Here is a 21,662-nt window from a genome sequence, read left to right as displayed (position 1 = left end):
GGTCAGTGACTCCGTAGTGGCAGATAGGGCAATAGCAGCTGCAGCAGGCGCTGGAGAGCTCCCTGATTCTGATGCAGCACCTCGACGGCGTGGCGTCCATACCACAGGCGGTAGTCCTCATCGGTCAGGAGGGTCGAGACCTCGTGGACCAGCGCATCGCCGTCCGCCACGCTAATCAAGCCGTCGGCCTGATGCAGCTTGGCACAAATGTCCTTGAAGTTAAAGGTATGGGGGCCCATCAGCACCGGGATGGCGTGTGCGGCAGGCTCTAAGGGGTTATGTCCGCCGCGCTCGATCAGGCTGCCGCCGACAAAGGCCAGATCGGCGATTCCATACAGCAGCATCAGCTCGCCCATGCTATCGCCGATCACCACCTGGGTCTGCGGCGTCGGGATTTCACCGCCGCTGCGCATCAGGTAGGTAAATCCCTCTTTTTGAGTCAGCTGCTCGGTTTCTTTAAAGCGCTCGGGGTGACGGGGAACCAGGATCAGCAGCAGGTCGGGAAACTGGGCCAGCAGACGGCGGTGAGCCTGCAGAATGATGGCCTCCTCGCCCTGGTGGGTGCTGGCGGCGATCCACACCTTCCGGTGGGGGGCCCACTGGCGGCGCAGCGTGACGGCGCGGGCGGCCAGCTCAGGTGTGACCGAGATATCAAACTTAATGCTACCGGTGACGGCCAGCTGGCTGCGCTTGAGCCCCAGAGCGACGAAGCGCTCGCCATCCTCTTGGTTTTGCGCGGCGATCAGGGTGACTTTACGCAGCAGACGGCGCATAAACCCGCCCAGTTTGCCATAGCCTTTGGCTGAGCGGGCAGAGAGGCGCGCATTGGCAATCACCAGCGGGATCTGGCGCTGGTGCAGGGCCGAAATCATGTTGGGCCACAGTTCGGTCTCCATCACGATCACCAGTTTGGGGCGCACCGTGTTCAGAAAGCGCCGCATGGCGCCGGGGAGATCATACGGTAGATAAACGTGATGCACATCGTTACCAAAGGCCGACATGACCCGCTCTGAGCCGGTCGGTGTCATGGTGGTCACCGTGATGGGCAGCGTTGGGTAGCGGTGGCGCAGCGCCCGCACCAGCGGAACGGCGGCCAGCGTTTCGCCGACGGATACCGAGTGCAGCAGAATTCCGCCCGGCGCAACCTTATTACGGCAGAAGCCATAGCGTTCTCCCCAGCGTTTGCGGTAGGCGGGGGCTTTGCGGCTACGCAGCAGCAGTCTGAGCCAGATCAGGGGCTGAATAATATAAAGCAGTACGGTATATAACGATTCCAAGCTTGTATCCGTTATTTTTAGTATCGGCGGGCAAATTCTAAGCATTTCACAGCGCTAATGCCATTATTTTACCGATTTTCCCAGAAATTACATATCAATGCGGCCAGTGAAAATACATGCCGCATTACGATCGCGGGGTGATACGGGTAACGCTGGCTACCCGCGTCGGGCTATCAGGATTTTCCGAGCTGACGGTAGCGCGTGCAAACGGCGGCGACGTCATATTGCTGCAGCAGCGTATCGTCGATAGCGGGGGGATTGCGATAAATATCCTGTAGGGTCTGCGCCAGAGAGGCAGCATCCGGGTGACACAGGCCGCGCGCCAGATCGCCCGTCATGATTTCGGCTGGCCCACCGGGGCAGCGCGTGCTAACCACGGCGGTACCCAGCGTGAGAGCCTCGACCAGCACATTGCCAAATCCCTCGCTGTCGGAGCTGACGACCAGGAGGCGGGCATGACGGATCCAGGGGTAAGGATTGGCTTGAAACCCGGCAAAATGTACCCGTTCCGCCACGTTAAGGGTTTTGGCCAATGCGCGCAGCATGTGCTCCTGTTCTGGGCTCCCCTGTCCCAGTAGCACCAACGGTGCGCTAAGTCCGCTTTGCGCATAGGCCTCAAGCAGGCGATCGTGCCGCTTGGCCGGATGGAAGCGTCCGACGTGGATCAGGTAGTCTTGCCCCTCCAGCGGACAGGGGGCATCGGCGGCGCGGCGGATAGCTTCGAGATCAAAGGGATTGGGAATGGCCTGTAGCTGCGCCGGCGTCACCTTAAACTGCTGGCACAGATCCTCCCCCACGGCGTGAGAGACGGCGACGATTTGGCGGCCCTGATAGATACGGCGGATCTTTTCACGCTTCAGCCAGCGGCTGAAGCCATGGCGATGTCCCAGATAGGAGGCGGAGAAGACGCCGTGCAGACAGAACCAGAGGTTATGGTCCCGCAGCATATTGCTACGGGCGACGATGCGATCGGTTTTGTGCAGGTTGGATAAGACCAGATTATAGCGCTCCTTCTGCTCTGCGCGGGCGATCTCCTCATCCAGCTGGCGGGCTCGGCGCGACAGCTCACTCAGCTTGCGCCAGGGGGCGCGGCAGGTATCGCGGATGACGCGGTAGTCAAGGCCGTCAGGCAGCGGATAATGGCAGACATCGCGTAGAGAGAACAGGGAGACGCTGTCGCCCCGGGCCAAGAAATACTGCGCCAGCGTCAATACGATCTTTTCGGCCCCCCCGCCCGGGAGACCGTCGATAATCATTAAAATTCGCATAGTTACTTCACCAGTTGTCGGTACAGCCCAATAAGCTGCGCTGAAAGGCGCTCGGCGGTGCATTCCATAATTCGCTCCCGGGCCAGCTTGCCCGCGTGAGAGCCCAGCGCCTGAGCGGGCAGCGCTATGACCGCATCGCGTAGCGCGGCAATATCCAGCGCATCGCAAACGTAGCCGTTATCGCCGCTGCGGATAAACTCGGCGCCGCCGCAGCCTGTGCTGGTGACTACCGGCAGACCGCAGGCCATTGCCTCCAGAATTACATTAGGGAAGGGATCGTACAGCGTTGGCAGCAGCAGTCCGTCGGCCATTTGGTAAAACGGCAGCGTTTCCGGCTGCATACCCAGAAAGCGCACGCGCTGAGCGCAGCCCAGAGTATTTGCCAGCGCGCGGTAGCGGGCTTCTTCTTTATCTTTGCCGACAACTAACAGGTAACGCTCCGTGGGTGCGATCGCCTCTATCGCGGCTTGTAGCCCTTTGCGCTCAAAGCCCGATCCGACATAGATCAGACAGGAGGCGCCCTGCGGTATTTGCCAGCGGCGGCGCAGTTCGGCGCGTTGCGCCTCATCCGGGGGCAGGAAACGGTGATGATCGATGGCATTGTAGATGACATGGATTTTATTTTCCGGCACGCCAAAGTCTGCGATGATCTCCTGTTTAATCATATCCGCATTACAGATAACGGCGCGCAGCTCAGGCGCTTGATACATGGCCTGCTCTGCGTTCATGACATAGCGATGATAGCGATCGTGCCACAGCATGCGGGCTTTCCAGCCGGGAAGGACCCGCGCGCGCTGCGTCAGCCAGCGCTGATGTACGCCGTCGCCGGCGCGATAGAGATCGCAGCCGGGGATACGCTCATGGCTCTGTACCAGATCGAAGCGCTGCCGCTGCCAAAGCGTGCGGGCCGCATGGGCAAAACCACGCTCGCGGCTGATGCGCCCCCATTTCCAGGGATTGCACTGGTGGATATGCCACGCAGGTTTGACGGGGCCTTGCCACTGACGCGTGATGACGTTTAGCTCGATGTCATGGTTGTCCAGCGCTTCTAGTGCCCGCGAGACAAAACGCTCTGCGCCGCCGTCAGGGCGGTATTTTTGCCGGACTAACGCCAATCTGAATGGGGTCATTCAAGTAACCTCTTTGCTGCCGCGATCACTGCGTTGCTGGGGATTAAATCCAGATAGCGCTCCGCTGTTTGGGTATCGATGGCATCCGGATCGGGGAGGGCGCCAAAATCGCCGGCCCAGATAACATCGCCACGGGCTTGCCAGGGGCGCCAGAAGACGAGCTTTGAGGGGCCAAATAGCGCGACAAGCGGCGTCTGTAGCGCAGCGGCCATATGCATGGGCACGGAGTCCACGCCGATAAATAGGCGGGCGTGATCGATAATGGCCGCCAGCTGGCGCAGCGTTAGCTGCCCTGCCAGGCTGGCCACCTGCGCCGTTGGACATCCCTGCATAATGGCGTCGATCATCGCCCGCTCTCGGGCATCTGGCCCTGAGGTAAGCAGAATAGGGTAGCCCGCCTGAGAGAGAGCATTAATGACCTCGCTCATACGCGCCTCTCGCCAGCACTTAAAGAACCAGCGCGAGGTCGGCTGAATGACAATATATCCCGCCTGCCATGGCGTAGGAATGAGCGCGCTTGCGCTTTGCCAATCCTGTTCGCAGTATCCCATGGTGACGCGGCTATCGTCGTCGGCGAGTCCGAGTGGTGCCAGGATCGAGAGGTTTTGCTCTACGGTATGCTGTTTTCCGTGCTCTGCCGTACTGGCGAGATGTGTATGGCTGGCTCGCCAGAGCGGGTGACGGCGCTTGGTAAAGTCAAAACCGATACGCACCGGCGCGGAGCTCAGCGCCGTGACGATGGCGCTGCGCCACTGATCGGCCAGGTTGACGACCAGATCGTACCGCTGCGCTCGCAGCGTACGCAGCAGGCGCCACTCTTGGCTTAGCTGATGACGAACGCCCTGTTTTTTCCACTGACGATCAATGCAATAGAGCTGATGGATATCCTGATTAGCCGACAGCATATCCCGGGTTTCTGCATATAGCAGAACGTCTATCTGCGCCGAGGGATAGTGCCGTTTCAGCGTGCTGATAACCGGCGTGACCAAGAGCATATCGCCGTGGTGGCGTAGCTTGATCACCAAAATCCGCTGCGGAGAAAACGCGGCGGGAAGCGTCGGATTGGATACCATTCTTTTGCCTTTGACTGCGGTTTGACACTCGATTTTAGAGGATTAGCGGGGCGGGGAGAAGCGTGGTGGCGGTTTTATATTAATTGTTCTACCATGGGCAAAAGAATGGGCTTTAAGAAGAAGACGTATCAGTATGAGCCATCCTGCGTTTATCATTACCATCGATACCGAAGGCGATAATCTGTGGCAAAACCACGATCGGATTACCACCGAGAATGCCCGCTATTTGCCTCGATTCCAGCAGTTGTGTGAGAAATATGGTTTTAAGCCGGTCTATTTGACCAATTATGAAATGGCCAGCGATCCGGTTTATGTTGAGTTTGCCCAGGATGTGATCGCCCGGGGATGCGGTGAGGTCGGGATGCACCTGCACGCCTGGAACAGCCCGCCGGAGATTCCGCTGACGGATAATGACTGGGCCAATAAACCTTATCTAATTGAATATCCTGCTGAGGTAATCCGGCAAAAAGTGGATTACATGACGCACCTGCTGGAGGATACCTTCCAGACGAAAATGGTGAGCCATCGCGCGGGGCGCTGGGCGATGAATGCCTTTTATTTGCAGCTGCTGTTGGAGCAGGGCTATCAGGTAGATTGCTCGGTCACGCCGCGCGTCGATTGGCGTGGTGCCCGCGGTGCGCCGCAGGGGAACGGCGGCAGTGACTACAGCGGCTATCCGGACCACGCTTATTTTGTGGACGCCGCTGATTTACGCCGTGAAGGCTCCACCGCCCTGCTGGAAGTGCCGATGAGCACCCGCTTGAAGCATGCTCCGCTGTTTAATCACCTGCGCGGCGCCTACGATCGCCTGCGGGGCAAGCGTCGTCCGCCGTCGGTTCAGTGGCTGCGTCCGCGCGGTGGGAACCTGCAGGAGATGCAGCGGGTGGCGGAGTATCACCTGTCCCAGGGGCGTGATTATGTAGAATTTATGCTGCACTCCTCTGAGTTTATGCCCGGAGGAAGCCCGACCTTCCGGAATGAGCAGGATATCGAACGGCTGTATCACGATCTGGAGGCGCTGTTTGACTGGCTGGCGCCTCAGGTGAAGGGGCAGACGCTGGCGGAGTTTTATCAGATAAAACGTGGTTAGCGCCCGGCGATGTAATTCCGTCTGGGCGTGAGAGCGAAGACGCGGTATTGCACGGGGGGAGACGCATGTCTTCCCCCGTTGTCTTTATACCGTCCGATAGGCTTTAGCCGCGCGGGCGGGGGGCAGCCAGCGTGAGCAGACGCTGACACAGCGCCTGTGCGAGGTCGTTAAAACATCGGCTGGCGGCGGCGTATTCGCGGGCGCCGTCGCTCAGTCGCCGGTAGGTTTCCGGGGTGCGATAGAGAGACTCAATGCTATCCGCAAGCTGCTCAGGTGACAGGATTAACGGCGGGGTTAGCCGATCCTGCACCGGATCGTAGACCAGCGGTGAGAAATCGGTGGAGGCGGCGCTGATATGGGAATACTGCTCGACCGAGAGCGTCGGGGTGAGGCAGAGGCCGGTCTGCTGGTGGCGAACGGTTTCTGGCAGACCATCGATATTACTGGTGATCGTCGGGATCCCATAGGTTCCAGCCTCCAGCGCGGTGAGCGATGCGGTTTCATGCATGGAGGGGCAGATATAGAGATCCAGCTTGGCATAAAATTCCGCCATATCAGAGACAAAGCCTAATAATGTCGTCTCCTTTTCCACGCCAAGCTCCGTGCGTAGATGCTGTAGATAATCCGCCTCTTTACCTTCTCCTGCGATGTAGCAGTGATGCGGTATACCGCGCTGCTGTAGTATCTGGGAGGTCAGCAGCAGCAGCCCGAGGCATTTGAGCGGCACCCATCGCCCTGCACTGCCAAAGATAATCGGTTGCCCGCTATGGCGCGCGGGCTTCAGCGCGGCGTGCGCTGGCAGGCTGCGTGGGGCATTAAGCTCCACGGCGATCGGCTGCGTGACGTGGTGTTTAAGCTCCAGCATACGTTTGCAGGCGTGGGATACGGCCAGGCAATGCGTCACCTGGGCGAAGAAGCGCTGCGGTAGCGTCGGCGTGTGCTGATACCATGACATGCCGTGCTCATAGTAGACGATCGGGCAGCGTAGGTAGCGCGCTGTCCGTGCTCCAGAGAGGTGCCATTCCGTAAACTGGTTCCAGATCAATACAATATCTGGATCTGCGTTCCGGATCAGCCGCAGACGGTTCCAGGCGCGAAAGAGCTTGGGGCGGTTGGGCAGGCTGAGTGATCCATAGCGTTTAATCGTTAGGATGCTGACATGCTGCAGGCCCTGTAGGCGAGGGCGCAGGGCGCTGGCAATACCGCTGTGCTCCATTATCAGCGTGTGTTGAATATGCGGATAGGCCTGCGTAGCATAGCGCAGAAAATCGCAAAACATGGTTTCAACGCCGCCCACTTTACGTAGATCAATCAAGTGGATGAGGCGGAATGTTTTAGCCTGGCGGTCAGTCATTTATTAAGTGAAATTAATTAATAATGGCGTCATGCTATCATTAAAAAAATGAAGAGTCTCGCATGCTTTTAGGGATGCAAAATTATGCCTATGACAGGCTGAGCAATAATAATAGTCTGTGGAGATAGCGCGTCTCCCCTCTGGATATATCCAAGAGGGGAGTGAGATTATTTGTGCAGCGTTGTCTGGTAAAACTTAACCATCTCTTTGATCATATAATCAAAAGTCATATATTGCAGCGCGTGTTGATAGGCGTTGTCGCGGAGCTGTGCACGTAGCGAGGGCTGTTCAATCAGCCGACAGACGGCGTCCGCTAGCGCCTGTGCATCATGGGGAGGGCAAAGCAGACCGGTTTGCTCATGGGTGATCATCTCCGGCAGTCCCCCTGTCGTCGTTGCGATGACATTTTTCTTCATCAAAAAGGCTTGGGAGACTAAGCGAGTCTGCGCCTCCGTAGCGACCGAGGCGACAACAACAATATCTGCAATAGCCAGATAGTTTTCAATATCATTATGGTAGCCGAGAAAACGGATCTGTTTATCTAAATAGGGCTGTGCGAGCTCGAGAACCTGCCGTTTAAAGTCTGCGGTCTGGCTTGTGGCCTCGCCAACCTGGATACAGGTGATTGGCACTCCTTTATCCAGCAGTTGCTTGCAGGCTTCCACATAATAGTTTTGCCCTTTATCGGGGCGGATCATCCCGATATTGGCGATAACCAGGCTATCGGCGGCGATGCCAAGACGGGTCCGTAGCTGCTGTGCATCGTGCTCGGGAGAGAAGCGCTGCGGGTCGACGCCGGCGGGAGCGACCAGCGTTTTATCCTTATTCGGGATCCCCTGCGCCTCCAGCATCTCCTGGATTTTTTTTGCTGTAGTAATGATACCGTGGTTGCCGTGGCGCCATACCAACCCATGGAGCCCGCTCATTTTTATTGGGTCGGTGACGTGACGAGAGCGGATAACTTTGACGCCGGTAAGCAGTTTGACCAATGCGCCATAGACGGCATCCCGGCTACCATGACAATCAAGAATATCGATGCGCCGCTCGCGGATAAATTTTAATAATGGCGTTAATGTCTTGGGATGCACGGAACCCCGTACGCGAATAGCAAACGTTGGCAGATTTTTCTCCTGGGCTTTAGCCAGGATGGCCGAGCCTGGGCGAGCAATGATCCAGGTCGGATAGCCGTGTTGGTTTAGCCATTCAGCCTGCTCTACGATCCGTAGCTCTTGACCACCCCAGTCCATGGAGGTTTCAAAGTGGGCGATGTTCATTATCTAAAAATTCCTAACTGTTTCAATGAGGTTTTCCTCAAAGGTTTTATCATCAAAGAGTTCTTTGGCTCGATGTCTTGATTTTTTTTTGTAATCATCCACTCCATGAAGATAAATTTCAATTATTTTATCTGCTGCATCTTTGGGGTTTAATAAGCGTGGGGGGCCAATGGTATCGTTTTCTGGATAGTAGATATCTTTTTGGAATGGCAGCGACATTCCTGTTTTTTTGCAATAATCCTCCATGCTCATCGTCGGTGCAATACAGAAGCCAGTATGTCCGTTACTAATTATTTCCGGCTGCCCATCAATATTTGCTGAAATGATAGGTATACCAAACGACATTGCTTCAATGCAGGACAGACTGCATGTTTCATGTGCAGAGGTGCTTATGTAAATATCAATATGTTTATAAAAGTCGTTAAGGTTGTTGAGAAAACCAATTGTTTTTATTGATTTTTTTAGGTTTTTTCTGTCGATTAAACTGGCTAATGCCGACTCCTCTTCACCGGTTCCGGCAATAATAAAATTGAAGTTGAATCCTTGCAGGGCTGTCTCTTCTGCGATCAGGGGAAGTAATCCAAGCGCTTTTAATGGTGATAATCGTGCTGCACAGCCGATAGTAAAGGTTTTTTTCTTATCGTCAGCGATGCTGTCGCGTGATACAACATTAGTTTTATTTAACATTACGGATATGTCACAGTGATGCTCGAATTTATTTTCCAATACTTTCTTGGAAGCCTGTGAGACACAAATGCAGCCATTGATTTTTTTGAAAAAATCAATGGTTTTTTTGTTTTTTTCAAGCTCCCATACTGCGCCATGGTCATAATATATCGCTTTGATGGATTCAGGTTTGTCTTCCAGGGAGACAATTTGATTCCAGATAACAACATGGCTTGGGTTTATTTTTTTTATTTTGTTCCAGAGTGCTTTTTTTCTGATAAATGATGGGATCTGGATAGCCGCTGACTGAATGGCTCGATTACAGAAAATAATGGAATTAGCATGTTCGTGAAACCGCTTGTTGAGGGAGTTGGCCGTGTTTATAATAACCCAGTTATGTTTTTTGCCATTAATAACATAGTCTAAAATAAGACGCTCAACGCCACCGAAATCGCGAAGATTAACCAAGTGAACAATGCTTTTTTCTGCCATTTTATAATTGCTCCGATGATATCTTGCTCATTGGGATAGCTAAGAATAGCGGTAGCCATAAAACTAGCCATATTTCGCGCGGATGATAAATATATAGATATCCTTGGGTTGATGAGAATATTAGCGAAATTAGAATAAATGCTATAGGATATCTGTTGTGATTAAAGACTTTTATTGCCGCGGAGAGGATATTTAAAATATAAGAAAAAAACAGAACGACGCCAATGATGCCAGAATAGTAGAGCATACTCATGAAGACGCTGTGGGCATTGTTGTAAGTGAAATTCCGAGGCTTGAAATAATGAGCAAATGTATCATTATAGCCAAAACCAAGCCATGGGTGATGTTCGCTTACTTGTTGGATAGTATATAGCCAAGTAAAAATTCTTGGCGTAGGTGCGCCATCGACAGCGTCACGGGTAAAAATACTTGGGTAGGCCGTATGAACCAGCAATACGATTACCAGGATGGTCACCAGTGATATTAGCGCTGATCTCTTGCTTGTTATAAAAATGGCCATGAGCGATATGGCTAAAGCAATTATTGGTGTTCTGCTTTGGCTTAATATTACGCCAGCTAATAGAACTATGCCGGCAATAACATATGGAGTTTTATTCTTCTCATGCTGATAGAGGTAGCAGCAAAATATTATCGCCAAGCATAGGATCCCCGCATAGTCTATGGTGTTAGAGGGACCGAGGATCGGATAGAATCTATCATATAAGTTATACTTGGAATAAAAAAGAAAGCCATTTATTATAACAAAAATAGAACATGTCGCGACATAGGATTTAAATAGAATATTTTTAAAAAAAAGTGTCTCTCTCAGCTCATAAATTATAGATGAGAAGATGAAAATATATACCGCATGCTGTATATAGCGCGATGTATCTTTACTGTGATCAGACCAATATGTTGATATAGCGCTTAATAGAAGGAATGCGCCAAGTAATAAACTTGTTTTGTTGAATATGTTTTTTCTTTCGCACACGCACCATACGATAAATAATGCAAACGAAACATAATAAATATTGCTAACTATATTATTGTCATCACTAATCGATAGCAGCGAAATAAACAAGCAAAATAATGTTGAAATATATATAGGTAGCTTATCTATGAAATTAATTTTCATTTTTTAAGTACTCAACGACGGCTAACGATGGCAGTGCATCAAGAGAGTGTGTCGGTTCAATAATTTCCAGCTGGTTTTTCCCATACCCGCCGATGAGTCCTGGATCGGTGGGGCCATACAGGGTGATATTGGGGCGATCCAGCGCCGCCGCCAGATGGCTGAGGCCGGTGTCGACAGAGATCACCTGGCTGGCGCCGGCTAATACGGTGGCGACGTCGGACAGCGCCATTTTAGGCAAAACGTCAACGTGGGGGAAGCCCTCTGCCAGACGCAGGGCGCGCTGATGCTCATGTTCGGCGCCCCAGGGCAGCTTGATTCGCTGCGTCGTATGGCGGCCAACCCAGGTGATCAGCTCACGCCAGTGCGCCTCTGGCCAGTGTTTCTCATCACGGGTGGTGGCATGCAGAAACACCATGTACTGGCCGGCATCCATGGGGAGTTGTTGGGTGAAATGACGGGCGATGGCGTAGTCACCGCGCTGCGCAGGCAGGGAATAGCCCAGGCTCTGCGCAACCAGCTGGCGGGTTCTTTCCACCGCATGCTGATCGCGGGCAACGCGATGGCGCCGGTCGTAAAACAGACTGGCCAGCGGCTCTCGGGCGCTGCGGCGATCGAACCCATGGCGGGTGCCGAGGGCATTGCGGGTGACCAGCAGCGCACTTTTAAGCAGCCCTTGGGCGTCGATAACCGCATCATAGCGCTCCTGACGCAGCTGTTGCGTAAACGTGCGCCACTCCTGACGGGTCTGGGCGCTGAGCAGGTTTTTTCGCCAGCGCCGGATTGCGACCGGAATCACGCGATCGACCGCCGAGTGCCAGGATGGGATCTGGGCAAAGCCCTCTTCGACCACCCAGTCTACGCAAAGCCCCGGAATTGCCTGCTGCGCGTCGGTCAGCGCCGGCAGCGTGTGGATGACATCCCCCATGGAGGAGGTTTTGACCATCAGGATACGCACCCGCTCTCCTTCTCATCATGCAGCAGCGCCTGCAGCGTCTGTTCAACCCGATCCGGCGTAATATCGATCAGGCTCTGGTGGTATCCGGTCTCTCCCTCGCCGCGGCGGACCTTATGGTAGCCGGTAATCAGTCGGATCACCCGGGCATGTTGGCTCAGCGGCGGGGTAAAGTCCGGGCTGCTTGGCCCATACAGGGCAACCAGCGGCTTGTCGAGCGCGGCGGCGATGTGCATCAGCCCTGAGTCATTGCTGACGATGGCCTGGCAGGCGGCGATCAGCGCAACGGCTTGATCCAGCGAGGTGTGTCCGGCCAGGTTCAGGCAGTACTCGCGGCTCTCTTCGTCCAGCGCCCGGCGGATCTCCTCTCCGGCATCAACGTCTTTGGCCGAGCCAAAGAGCGCGATCTGATACCCTTGGCCGATCAGGCGCTGGGCCAGCGTGGCATAGTGGTAATGGGGCCAGCGTTTGGCCGGGCCAAATTCCGCACCGGGGCAAAAGCCGATCACCGGGCGGTGATCTGTCAGGTTAAAGGCCGCGGCGGTTTCGGCGATCTCTTCGTCGCGCACCTGCAGCGCAGGCCACAGCAGCGGCTGCGGCAGATCCGCGGCACGACGTATCTGCGTCGCGGGATAAGCTAGCGCAGCGTAGCGTTCGACCATCAGTGGAAATGCCGACTTATCCAGTTGACGCAGATCGTTCAGCAGGCCATAGCGCATCTCCCCTTTCCAACCGGTGCGTACGGGGATGCGGGCAAAGAAGGGGATCAGCGCTGATTTAAAGGAGTTGGGCAGCACATAGGCCCGATCGTACTCCCGCTCACGCAGCTGTCGACCCAGACGATAGCGTTCGCCCAGCCCCAGCGTACCGTGCCCCAGCGGCATAGGAATCGCCTGATGTACCTCCGGCATACGCTCTAGAAGCGGACGGCACCAGTTGGGTGCCATCACGTCGATTTCTGCCTCGGGATTCGTCGCCTTCAGGGTGCGGTACAGGCTTTGTGACATCATCATATCGCCTACCCACGACGGGCCGATAACCAGTATTTTCATACCGAGAGAAATTCCTTACTGTATTAGGGCTTACGGTTCAGCCATTCCATATATTCACGCACTCCCTGCGCCACGGTCTTAAACGGACGGCTGTAGCCGGCTGCGCGTAGCTGGGTGGTATCCGCCTGGGTGAAGGCCTGGTAGCGCCCTTTGAGTTTGTCCGGGAACGGAATATAGGTCACGCTGCCTTTCTGATGATACGCCACGACGGCGTCAGCGACGGCCTGGAAAGACTCGGCGTTGCCGGTACCGCAGTTAAAGATCCCGGAGACGCCGTTTTCCCAAAACCACAGGTTAACGTCCGCAACATCGCCCACATAGATGAAGTCGCGCCTAAAGTTCTCGCTGCCTTCAAACAGTTTAGGCTGTTCTCCGTTGTTGATCTGGGTATTCAAGTGATAGGCAACGCTGGCCATACCGCCTTTGTGGCCTTCACGCGGGCCATAGACATTGAAATAGCGGAAACCACAGATCTGAGACTCGGCATGGGGCAGGATGCGACGCACATACTGGTCAAACAGGAATTTGGAGTAGCCATACACGTTCAGCGGACCTTCGTAGCGGCGATCCTCCACGAATTTGTCCGTCATGCCATAGGTTGCGGCGGAAGAGGCATACAGGAAGGGGATCTGGCGCTCCAGGCAGAAGTGCAGCAGCTCTTTGGAGTACTGATAGTTGTTATCCATGACGTACTTGCCATCCCACTCGGTAGTGGAAGAGCAGGCGCCTTCGTGGAATACCGCGTCGATATCGCCAAAGTCATCGCCGGCAACGATGCCGGCAATGAAATCCTCTTTGTCCATATAGTCGGTGATATCCAGGTCGACCAGGTTGACAAACTTGGTGCCGTCCTTGAGGTTATCAACCACCAGAATGTCGGTATAGCCTTTATCGTTCAGTGCCTTAACGATGTTGCTGCCGATCATACCGGCGCCGCCAGTGACAATAATCATGAGGTTTACCTTTCGATGAGCTAACGGGAGCGCTCGAATGCGCTACAGATGGCGTCATCATAGCATTTCATGACGCCGCAAGCAGCGTTGGGAGTGCAGTTGTTAACCGAAAAGCGAATGCGAGACGGCGCGTGCCCGCGAGATAGACGTACTTTGTGACGTATTCTCACTTGCCGCACGCCATGACGTGATAGATGCTGCATTTCTAGCATTATAAAGGTTGCAAACTCGTTTCAATACTGTTTCATCAGTAAGATATCCTCGCGAACCCGGAACCTAGGAGAGAACCCATGTCTGCGGATTTTTACCAGCAGCTGGCGCAGCAGCTCGTTGCGACGCGTGCTGAAGGACTGTACAAGACCGAACGGATCATCACCTCTGCCCAGCAGGCGGAGATTGCCGTGGCTGACGGTAGCCGCGTACTGAACTTTTGTGCCAATAACTACCTTGGGCTGGCCGATCATCCGGCGCTGATCGCGGCCGCCAAGGAGGGGATGGACTCACACGGTTTCGGTATGGCCTCGGTGCGCTTCATCTGCGGCACCCAGGATAGCCATAAGGCGTTAGAGCAGCAGCTGGCGGCCTTTCTCGGCATGGAGGATGCCATTCTTTACTCCTCCTGCTTTGATGCTAACGGCGGGCTGTTTGAAACGCTGCTGGGGCCGGAGGATGCCATTATTTCTGATGCGCTGAACCATGCGTCGATCATCGACGGGGTTCGCCTGTGCAAGGCGCGGCGCTACCGCTATGCCAATAATGATATGGCCGAGCTGAAGGCGCGCCTGGAGCAGGCCCGGGCCGAAGGTGCTCGCCATATCATGATCGCTACCGACGGGGTGTTCTCCATGGATGGCGTGATCGCCGATCTGAGGTCGATTTGCGATCTGGCGGATGAATATGACGCCCTGGTGATGGTGGACGACTCACACGCCGTCGGGTTTGTCGGCGCTCAGGGGCGGGGGACACCGGAGTACTGCGGCGTGATGGGGCGCGTCGATATTATTACCGGCACACTGGGCAAAGCCCTGGGCGGGGCCTCCGGCGGCTATACCGCGGCCCGTAAAGAGGTCGTCGAGTGGCTGCGTCAGCGCTCGCGGCCGTATCTGTTCTCCAACTCGCTGGCGCCGGCCATCGTCGCCGCCTCGTCCCGAGTGCTGACCCTGCTGGCTCAGGGGGACGATTTGCGCGCTCGCCTATGGGATAACGCCCGCCTGTTCCGTGAAAAGATGACCGCCGCCGGTTTTACCCTGGCCGGCGCCGATCACGCCATTATCCCGGTGATGCTGGGGGAGGCGCCGCTGGCGCAGCGCTTTGCCGATCTGCTGCTGCAGGAAGGGATCTATGTGACCGGGTTCTTCTATCCGGTGGTGCCGCAGGGGCAGGCCCGTATTCGTACCCAGATGTCGGCAGCCCATACGCCTGCGCAGATTGAACAGGCCGTGGCCGCCTTTATCCGCGTTGGTAAACAGCTTGGCGTCATTGCCTAGAGGTCTGATATGAAAGCCTTATCCAAACTGAAAGCCGAAGAGGGTATCTGGATGACCGATGTGCCGCTGCCGGCGCTGGGCCACAACGATATCATGATCAAAATCCGTAAGACGGCGATCTGCGGGACGGATGTCCATATCTATAACTGGGATGCGTGGTCGCAGAAGACCATTCCGGTACCGATGGTGGTCGGGCATGAGTACGTGGGTGAGGTGGTGGCCGTCGGCCAGGAGGTCAGCGGCTTCCGCATTGGCGACCGCGTCTCCGGTGAGGGTCACATCACCTGTGGACACTGTCGTAACTGTCGCGCCGGGCGCACCCACCTGTGCCGTAATACCATCGGCGTTGGCGTTAACCGCCAAGGGGCCTTTGCCGAGTATCTGGTAATCCCGGCCTTCAATGCGTTCAAGATCCCCGACAATATTCCCGATACGCTGGCGGCGATTTTCGATCCGTTCGGCAACGCGGTGCATACGGCGCTCTCGTTCGATCTGGTCGGGGAGGATGTGCTGGTCTCCGGGGCCGGGCCGATCGGCATCATGGCCGCGGCGGTCTGTCGCCACGTGGGGGCGCGCCACGTGGTGATCACCGATGTGAATGACTATCGTCTGGATCTGGCGCGTAAGATGGGCGTGACGCGGGCGGTTAACGTCAGCCGGGAGTCGCTACCGGAGGTGATGCAGGCGCTGGGGATGAGCGAAGGGTTTGACGTCGGGCTGGAGATGTCCGGCGCACCGCCGGCCTTTCGTACGATGTTGGATACCATGAATCACGGCGGTAAGATCGCCATGCTGGGTATCCCGCCGGGCGATATGGCCATCGACTGGAACCAGGTGATTTTTAAGGGGCTGTTGATTAAGGGGATCTATGGGCGTGAGATGTTTGAAACCTGGTACAAGATGGCGGCGCTGATCCAATCAGGCCTCGATCTGACGCCGATCATCACCCATCAATACGCTATCGATGATTTTCAGAAGGGATTTGACGCGATGCGCTCGGGGCATTCAGGCAAGGTGATCCTGAACTGGTCGTGAGCCCATGACGTAGCATCCGAGCCATCACGCCCGCGCCGTGCGGGCGTGATGCGTTTTAGCCCCGCTGCAGGGTGAGCAGCAGCCGATCCATGGCGCGGTAGCTCAGCGCCTCGGCCAGATGGCGGCGTGCAATGTCATCGCATCCTTCCAGATCCGCCAGCGTACGAGCGACTTTCAGCAGCCGGTGCCAGGCGCGTACCGATAGCGCCAGGCGCGTGAGCGCCTGCTCCAGATAGAGGGCATCGTCCGGTATCAGGCGGCAGTCGCGGTCGCGGGCGGCGCCCTCCAAATGCGCATTGAGTCGGCCGCCGCGGGCGTACTGCCGCGCCCGGGCGGCGCAGACCCGCCGGCGCAGGGTCGCACTGTCTTCGCCATCCGCCCGTTGGCGGGCTAGCTGGCCCGGTGGCAGCGGCGGAACATCGATCGACAGATCGAAGCGGTCAAGCAGGGGGCCGGACAGCCGTGAAAGGTATCTTAGCACCTGCGGCGCTGCCGCCCGGCGATCGCGTCCGTCTGCGTGGCCACCGCTGCTGGGGTTCATGGCCGCCACCAGCTGTACCCGGGCGGGAAAGCTGACCTTTATCCTGGCGCGAGACAGGTGGACAACGCCGGACTCCAGCGGTTCGCGCAGGGCGTCCAGGGTTCGCCGGTCGAATTCGGCCAGCTCGTCAAGAAACAGGACGCCGTGATGAGCCAACGAGATCTCGCCGGGCTTCGGCAGCGGCCCTCCGCCGATCAGCGCGGCCATGGAGGCGCTGTGGTGTGGCGCGCGAAAGGGGCGCACGCCATAGCGTGGTGGCATCGCACCTGGGGAGGCCAGGCTGCTGATGGCCGCCTGCTCTAGCGCCTCATCCGGAGTCATCGGCGGTAGCAGGCCCGGCAGGCGGCAGGCCAGCATGGTTTTACCGGTGCCCGGCGGTCCGATCAGTAGCAGGTTATGCCCACCGGCGGCGGCGATCTCCAGCGCCCGCCGCGCCTGCGCCTGACCGATAATGTCGGCCATATCGCCGGTGCCGGCGCAGTCGCTCGTCATTTCGCCGGCCGGCGCGGCCTCCAGGGATGCCTGGCCGCTCAGAAAGGCGCAGACGGCCAGCAACGACGGCGCGACGGGGGGCCGTGGGGCGGTCAGCAGCCCGAGTTCCGCCGCGTTATCGCTGGGCGCTATCAGGGTACGCCTCGCGCGGGCGGCGCTCAGCGCGGCGGGTAGAGCCCCCTGTACCGGGCGTAGATCGCCGGACAGGGCCAGTTCACCGAGAAATTCATAGTCGCCAACGGATATGCGCGGGGCCAGCTGCCCAGACGCCAGCAGCAGCGCCAGCGCCATCGGCAGATCGTAGCGGCCCCCCTCCTTGGGCAGATCGGCGGGCGCCAGGTTCAGCGTAATGCGCTTCGGCGGGAACTGAAACCCGCTGCTCAGCATGGCGCAGCGCACCCGATCTTTGGCTTCGCGTACGGCCGTTTCCGGCAGGCCCACCAGGGTAAAGCCCGGCAGGCCGTTGCCGATATGCGCCTCAATGCGGACCTCGGGGGCTTGAATACCCAGAGCGGCGCGCGTGTATACAGTGGCCAGAGTCATGATGGTCTCTCCTTTCGGCATGTCATCATGGCGCAAGCGTTGGGCGGGGAAAGGGGGCAGCGTTAGGGATGCGGGGACGTACGCGGAAAGGCCGTGGTTATGCAATAATTATTAACATATTAACAACAAATGTAACCCGTCGGCGATTTACCCAGCAGAAAGGTTAGGGGTATTTTAACAAAAATTATACAAAAGGCTGACGTCCTGCCAACAATAGAGATAACCATCCAGGCTGAGGGCGTAAAGGCAGTCTTCTTACCCTATACCCTATGCAAAGGTAACATATCATGCTTGGTTGGTCTGCGCGGCAGCGTAACGTTGCTATCGCCAGCTTTTTAAGCTGGACGCTGGATTCATTCGATTTTTTCATTCTGGTCTTCCTACTTAGCGATATCGCCCGTACGTTTCACGTCGGGGTGGAGCAGGTCACGCTGGCCATTCTGCTCACGCTGGCGGTACGCCCGATCGGCGCGTTAATTTTTGGTCGGGCGGCGGAGAAGTATGGGCGCCGCCCCATTTTGATGCTGAATATTATCTTCTTTTCCCTGTTTGAGCTGCTCTCCGCCGCGGCGCCCTCGCTGCTGATTTTCCTGCTGCTACGGGCGCTATACGGCGTTGCGATGGGGGAATTTGGGGTGTCGCATCATCATTGACCATGGAAACCATTCCCGATCGCTCACGCGGGCTGATGTCCGGTATTTTTCAGGCGGGCTACCCGTTTGGCTATTTGCTGGCGGCGGTGATCTACGGATTATGTGCCCAGGCGCTGGGCTGGCGCGGTATGTTTATCATTGGTGCCGTGCCGATCGTTTTACTGCCCTTCATCTATTTTTATGTCCCTGAGTCACCGGTCTGGCTGGCGGCGCGCGCGCGGCATCAGAGCGTCGCGCTGCTGCCGGTGCTGAGGCGTCACTGGAAGCTGTGCGTTTATCTGATCGCGCTGATGGCGGCGTTTAATTTCTTTAGCCACGGCACTCAGGATCTCTATCCTACGTTTCTTAGGGTACAGCATGGTTTCTCGACAAATATCATCAGTATCATTGCCGTTACCTACAATATTGCGTCAATTATTGGGGGTGTGTTCTTCGGCGCCCTGTCGGAGCGGATCGGTCGTAAACGCGCCATCATGCTGGCGGCGCTGCTGGCGCTTCCGGTGATCCCGCTGTGGGCCTTTTCCAGCGGCTCGCTGATGCTGGGCGTCGGCGCCTTTGTGATGCAGTTTATGGTGCAGGGAGCCTGGGGCGTGATCCCGACCTATCTGAACGAGCTAGTGCCGGCCAATGCCCGTGCGGTATTGCCGGGCTTTGTCTACCAGCTGGGTAATCTGATTGCGTCGGTGAACGCAACGATGCAAGCGTCAATCGCCGCCGATCATGGGCAAAATTATGCGCTGGCGATGGCCATCACTGCGGCCTGCGTCGCGCTCACGATCGCGGCGCTGATCGCCTTTGGCCGCGATACGCGCGGTGTATCGATGACAGAGAAAATGCCACGTCAGCATCAGTCTATAAAAATTAGCTAACTCAATGTGTTGCTCGATATTACGCCAGGGATGGTGCACTTCATGCGCAAAAAAAGGGTTGTCAGCGAGCAAAAAACTGTGATACCTCTGTAAGTATCGTATGTCAAAACAACAGATTTCACTGTTTATGAGCCTATTCGTCCAAGTGATTAGCCTAGTCGTGATTAGCGTGGTGGTGATTATTATCCCACCGTGCGGGGCTGCACTTGGACGAAGAAGGGCTTAGAAATCAAGCCAAAATCAGAAAAGAGCCTCCGCACCATCCGGTCCGGGGGCTTTTTTTTACGCTGCGGCCGGCGGAGGCAGGGATAGCTTGAATTAGCATAAAATTCTAAAAACTAGGACAGGGTCGGGGAATTAATTATGAATGGAGCGCAGTGGGTAGTACAAGCGTTACGTGCGCAGGGGGTGAACCAGGTTTTCGGTTATCCGGGCGGCGCGATTATGCCGCTGTACGATGCGCTGTATGACGGCGGTGTAGCCCATTTGCTGTGCCGGCACGAGCAGGGCGCGGTGATGGCGGCGATTGGCTATGCCCGCGCCAGTGGCCGCGTTGGCGTCTGTATCGCCACCTCTGGCCCCGGTGCCACCAACCTGATCACCGGCCTGGCCGATGCCATGATGGATTCGGTGCCGCTGGTGGCGATTACCGGACAGGTCGCTTCAGCGCTGATTGGCACCGACGCTTTTCAGGAGATGGATGTTCTAGGTCTGTCGCTGGCCTGTACCAAACACAGCTTCATGGTGACCTCGCTGGCCGAGCTGCCGGAGGTGATGGATCGCGCGTTTGCCATTGCGATGCAGGGGCGTCCAGGGCCGGTGCTGATCGATATTCCCAAAGATATTCAGCTGGCGCAGGGGACGCTGGCTACGCCGATGTGCAGCGTGGCGTCGGCGCAGACACCCTGCCAGCCAGCGGCGTTGGCGCAGGCGCGTGCCATGCTGGCGCAGGCGCAGCGTCCGGTGCTGTACGTGGGGGGCGGTGTAGGGATGGCCGGTGCGGTGCCGGCGCTGCGCGCGCTGGTGTCGCGCAGCGGGATACCGGTCGCCGCGACACTAAAGGGGCTGGGCGCCGCCGATGATCGTCACCCCACTTACCTGGGGATGCTGGGGATGCACGGCTGTAAGGCGGCCAATCTGGCGGTTCAGCAGTGCGATTTGCTGATCGCCGTCGGCGCTCGCTTTGACGATCGCGTTACCGGTCGCCTCGATGCCTTTGCGCCGCAGGCGCAGGTGATCCATCTGGATATCGATCCGGCGGAGCTGGGCAAGCTGCGTCAGGCGCACGTGTTGCTGTGCGGCGATCTGAAACCGCTGCTGTCGGCGCTGACCATGCCGCTGGATATCGCCCCATGGCGGCAGCAGGTGGCGGCGCTTAAGGCGCAGCATGCCTGGCGCTATGACCATCCCGGCGAAGCTATTTATGCGCCGCTGTTTTTGCGTCAGCTCTCCGAGCGTAAGCCGCCGCAGGCGGTGGTCACCACCGATGTCGGACAGCATCAGATGTGGAGCGCTCAGCATATGCGATTTTCCCTGCCGCAGGATTTTATTACCTCCAGCGGGCTGGGGACCATGGGGTTCGGGATCCCGGCCGCGGTTGGCGCACAGGTCGCTCGCCCTGACGACTGCGTGATCTGCGTATCCGGCGACGGCTCTTTCATGATGAACGTTCAGGAGCTGGGCACCATCAAGCGAGCCAGGCTGCCGCTGAAAATCGTGCTGCTGGATAACCAGCGTCTGGGGATGGTACGCCAGTGGCAGCAGCTGTTCTTTGACGCCCGCTACAGCGAAACCGATCTCTCCGATAACCCGGATTTTTTAACCCTGGCGCAGGCGTTTGATATCCCGGGGCAGCGCATCAGCCGCAAGGCGCAGGTGGCAGAGGCGCTGGAGGCCCTGTTTAGCACCCCGGGCCCTTATCTGCTGCAGGTCGCTATCGACGAATTTGAAAATGTCTGGCCGCTGGTGCCGCCGGGCGCAGGCAACGAATCTATGCTGGAGAACGTATCATGATGCAGAGTCCTTCATTCCAACACCATCTGGCCATTCAGGCACGCCGTCGTCCGGAGATCCTGGAGCGGGTTCTGCGCGTGGTGCGTCATCGAGGCTTTGAGATCCACGCGATGAACATGGCTCAGGACAGCGACTGCGATAGCGTCAGTATTGAGCTGACGGTGGCCAGTACGCGGCCGGTCACGCTGCTGTCGTCCCAGCTGAGTAAGCTGCTAGACGTCGCGCGGGTGGACGTCAGCGCCCCGCGATCGCTGCGCATGCTGCCCCGCCGCCAGGCGCTGGGCTGAGTGATTTTTCCCGTTATTGAATCAGG

Annotated in this window: 18 protein-coding genes and 1 pseudogene; 7 read left to right on the top strand and 12 right to left on the bottom strand. The window is 56.9% G+C overall.

What is annotated here, in order from left to right; genetic code table 11:
* Positions 1-2: 2 nt before the first annotated feature.
* From waaA to rfaQ, 4 genes are all read right to left on the bottom strand, one after another.
* A complete protein-coding gene (gene waaA, locus QY76_RS02490; RefSeq protein ID WP_034164499.1) occupies positions 3-1,277 on the bottom strand; it encodes a lipid IV(A) 3-deoxy-D-manno-octulosonic acid transferase in 1,275 nt (424 codons plus the stop codon).
* A 173-nt stretch (positions 1,278-1,450) separates the two neighbouring features.
* Complete coding sequence (locus tag QY76_RS02485) at positions 1,451-2,545, bottom strand: glycosyltransferase (RefSeq protein WP_049648750.1); 1,095 nt, start codon at positions 2,543-2,545, stop codon at positions 1,451-1,453.
* Positions 2,546-2,547: 2 nt separating this feature from the next.
* Positions 2,548-3,675 (bottom strand): glycosyltransferase family 4 protein, encoded by a 1,128-nt coding sequence (locus QY76_RS02480; RefSeq protein ID WP_045426528.1) that lies wholly within the window; start codon positions 3,673-3,675, stop codon positions 2,548-2,550.
* Positions 3,672-4,748: a putative lipopolysaccharide heptosyltransferase III gene (rfaQ, locus tag QY76_RS02475; protein WP_034164502.1), complete on the bottom strand. Its 1,077-nt coding sequence runs from the start codon at positions 4,746-4,748 to the stop codon at positions 3,672-3,674. Before rfaQ ends, QY76_RS02480 begins: the two co-directional genes overlap by 4 nt.
* A gap of 133 nt (positions 4,749-4,881) precedes the next feature.
* Between rfaQ and QY76_RS02470 the strand changes: the two genes are divergently transcribed.
* Entirely contained in the window at positions 4,882-5,838 is a 957-nt protein-coding gene (locus tag QY76_RS02470; RefSeq protein WP_045426526.1) for a polysaccharide deacetylase family protein, read from the top strand.
* A gap of 103 nt (positions 5,839-5,941) precedes the next feature.
* Here QY76_RS02470 and QY76_RS02465 read toward each other — a convergent pair whose 3' ends face one another.
* From QY76_RS02465 to rfaD, 7 genes are all read right to left on the bottom strand, one after another.
* Positions 5,942-7,192 carry a glycosyltransferase gene (locus QY76_RS02465; RefSeq protein ID WP_045426524.1) on the bottom strand — a complete coding sequence of 417 codons (1,251 nt, stop codon included), beginning with the start codon at positions 7,190-7,192 and terminating at the stop codon, positions 5,942-5,944.
* 167 nt (positions 7,193-7,359) lie between these two features.
* On the bottom strand, positions 7,360-8,466 hold the full coding sequence (locus QY76_RS02460; RefSeq protein WP_034164505.1) for a glycosyltransferase family 4 protein: 1,107 nt from the start codon (positions 8,464-8,466) through the stop codon (positions 7,360-7,362).
* A 3-nt stretch (positions 8,467-8,469) separates the two neighbouring features.
* Positions 8,470-9,624: a glycosyltransferase gene (locus QY76_RS02455; RefSeq protein WP_049648749.1), complete on the bottom strand. Its 1,155-nt coding sequence runs from the start codon at positions 9,622-9,624 to the stop codon at positions 8,470-8,472.
* A 1-nt stretch (position 9,625) separates the two neighbouring features.
* Complete coding sequence (locus QY76_RS19145; protein WP_235439438.1) at positions 9,626-10,282, bottom strand: O-antigen ligase; 657 nt, start codon at positions 10,280-10,282, stop codon at positions 9,626-9,628.
* Positions 10,283-10,748: 466 nt separating this feature from the next.
* Positions 10,749-11,714, bottom strand: coding sequence for a lipopolysaccharide heptosyltransferase RfaC (gene rfaC, locus QY76_RS02450; protein WP_034164508.1), 966 nt, complete (start codon positions 11,712-11,714; stop codon positions 10,749-10,751).
* Complete coding sequence (gene rfaF, locus QY76_RS02445; RefSeq protein WP_034164509.1) at positions 11,702-12,763, bottom strand: ADP-heptose--LPS heptosyltransferase RfaF; 1,062 nt, start codon at positions 12,761-12,763, stop codon at positions 11,702-11,704. The genes rfaC and rfaF overlap by 13 nt, the downstream gene beginning before the upstream one ends.
* A 23-nt stretch (positions 12,764-12,786) precedes the next feature.
* Positions 12,787-13,716, bottom strand: a complete 930-nt coding sequence (rfaD, locus tag QY76_RS02440) for an ADP-glyceromanno-heptose 6-epimerase (RefSeq protein ID WP_034164510.1) — start codon at positions 13,714-13,716, stop codon at positions 12,787-12,789.
* A 290-nt stretch (positions 13,717-14,006) separates the two neighbouring features.
* Here rfaD and QY76_RS02435 point away from each other — a divergent pair, with 290 nt between their 5' ends.
* Together QY76_RS02435 and tdh are read left to right on the top strand one after the other, a co-directional pair.
* On the top strand, positions 14,007-15,203 hold the full coding sequence (locus QY76_RS02435; RefSeq protein WP_034164511.1) for a glycine C-acetyltransferase: 1,197 nt from the start codon (positions 14,007-14,009) through the stop codon (positions 15,201-15,203).
* Positions 15,204-15,212: 9 nt separating this feature from the next.
* Positions 15,213-16,238: an L-threonine 3-dehydrogenase gene (tdh, locus tag QY76_RS02430; RefSeq protein ID WP_012846966.1), complete on the top strand. Its 1,026-nt coding sequence runs from the start codon at positions 15,213-15,215 to the stop codon at positions 16,236-16,238.
* Between the two features lie 55 nt (positions 16,239-16,293).
* Here the strand turns inward: tdh and QY76_RS02425 are convergent, their stop codons facing one another.
* Positions 16,294-17,814, bottom strand: a complete 1,521-nt coding sequence (locus QY76_RS02425) for a YifB family Mg chelatase-like AAA ATPase (RefSeq protein ID WP_045426520.1) — start codon at positions 17,812-17,814, stop codon at positions 16,294-16,296.
* 287 nt (positions 17,815-18,101) lie between these two features.
* Between QY76_RS02425 and QY76_RS02420 the strand changes: the two are divergent.
* The 4 genes and pseudogenes from QY76_RS02420 to ilvM all read left to right on the top strand — a co-directional run bounded on the left by QY76_RS02420 (position 18,102) and on the right by ilvM (position 21,636).
* Positions 18,102-19,336 (top strand): annotated as a pseudogene (locus QY76_RS02420) (MFS transporter).
* Between the two features lie 127 nt (positions 19,337-19,463).
* Positions 19,464-19,562, top strand: coding sequence for an ilv operon leader peptide (ilvL, locus tag QY76_RS17530; protein WP_071818493.1), 99 nt, complete (start codon positions 19,464-19,466; stop codon positions 19,560-19,562).
* 137 nt (positions 19,563-19,699) lie between these two features.
* Positions 19,700-21,349, top strand: coding sequence for an acetolactate synthase 2 catalytic subunit (ilvG, locus tag QY76_RS02415; protein WP_034164514.1), 1,650 nt, complete (start codon positions 19,700-19,702; stop codon positions 21,347-21,349).
* On the top strand, positions 21,346-21,636 hold the full coding sequence (gene ilvM, locus QY76_RS02410) for an acetolactate synthase 2 small subunit (RefSeq protein ID WP_034164515.1): 291 nt from the start codon (positions 21,346-21,348) through the stop codon (positions 21,634-21,636). Before ilvG ends, ilvM begins: the two co-directional genes overlap by 4 nt.
* Positions 21,637-21,662 lie beyond the last annotated feature (26 nt).

It is taken from the genome of Edwardsiella sp. EA181011 (assembly GCF_000800725.1).
In the GTDB taxonomy this organism is placed as follows: Bacteria; Pseudomonadota; Gammaproteobacteria; order Enterobacterales; family Enterobacteriaceae; genus Edwardsiella; species Edwardsiella anguillarum.
This window is presented reverse-complemented; position numbering and strand designations above follow the sequence as displayed.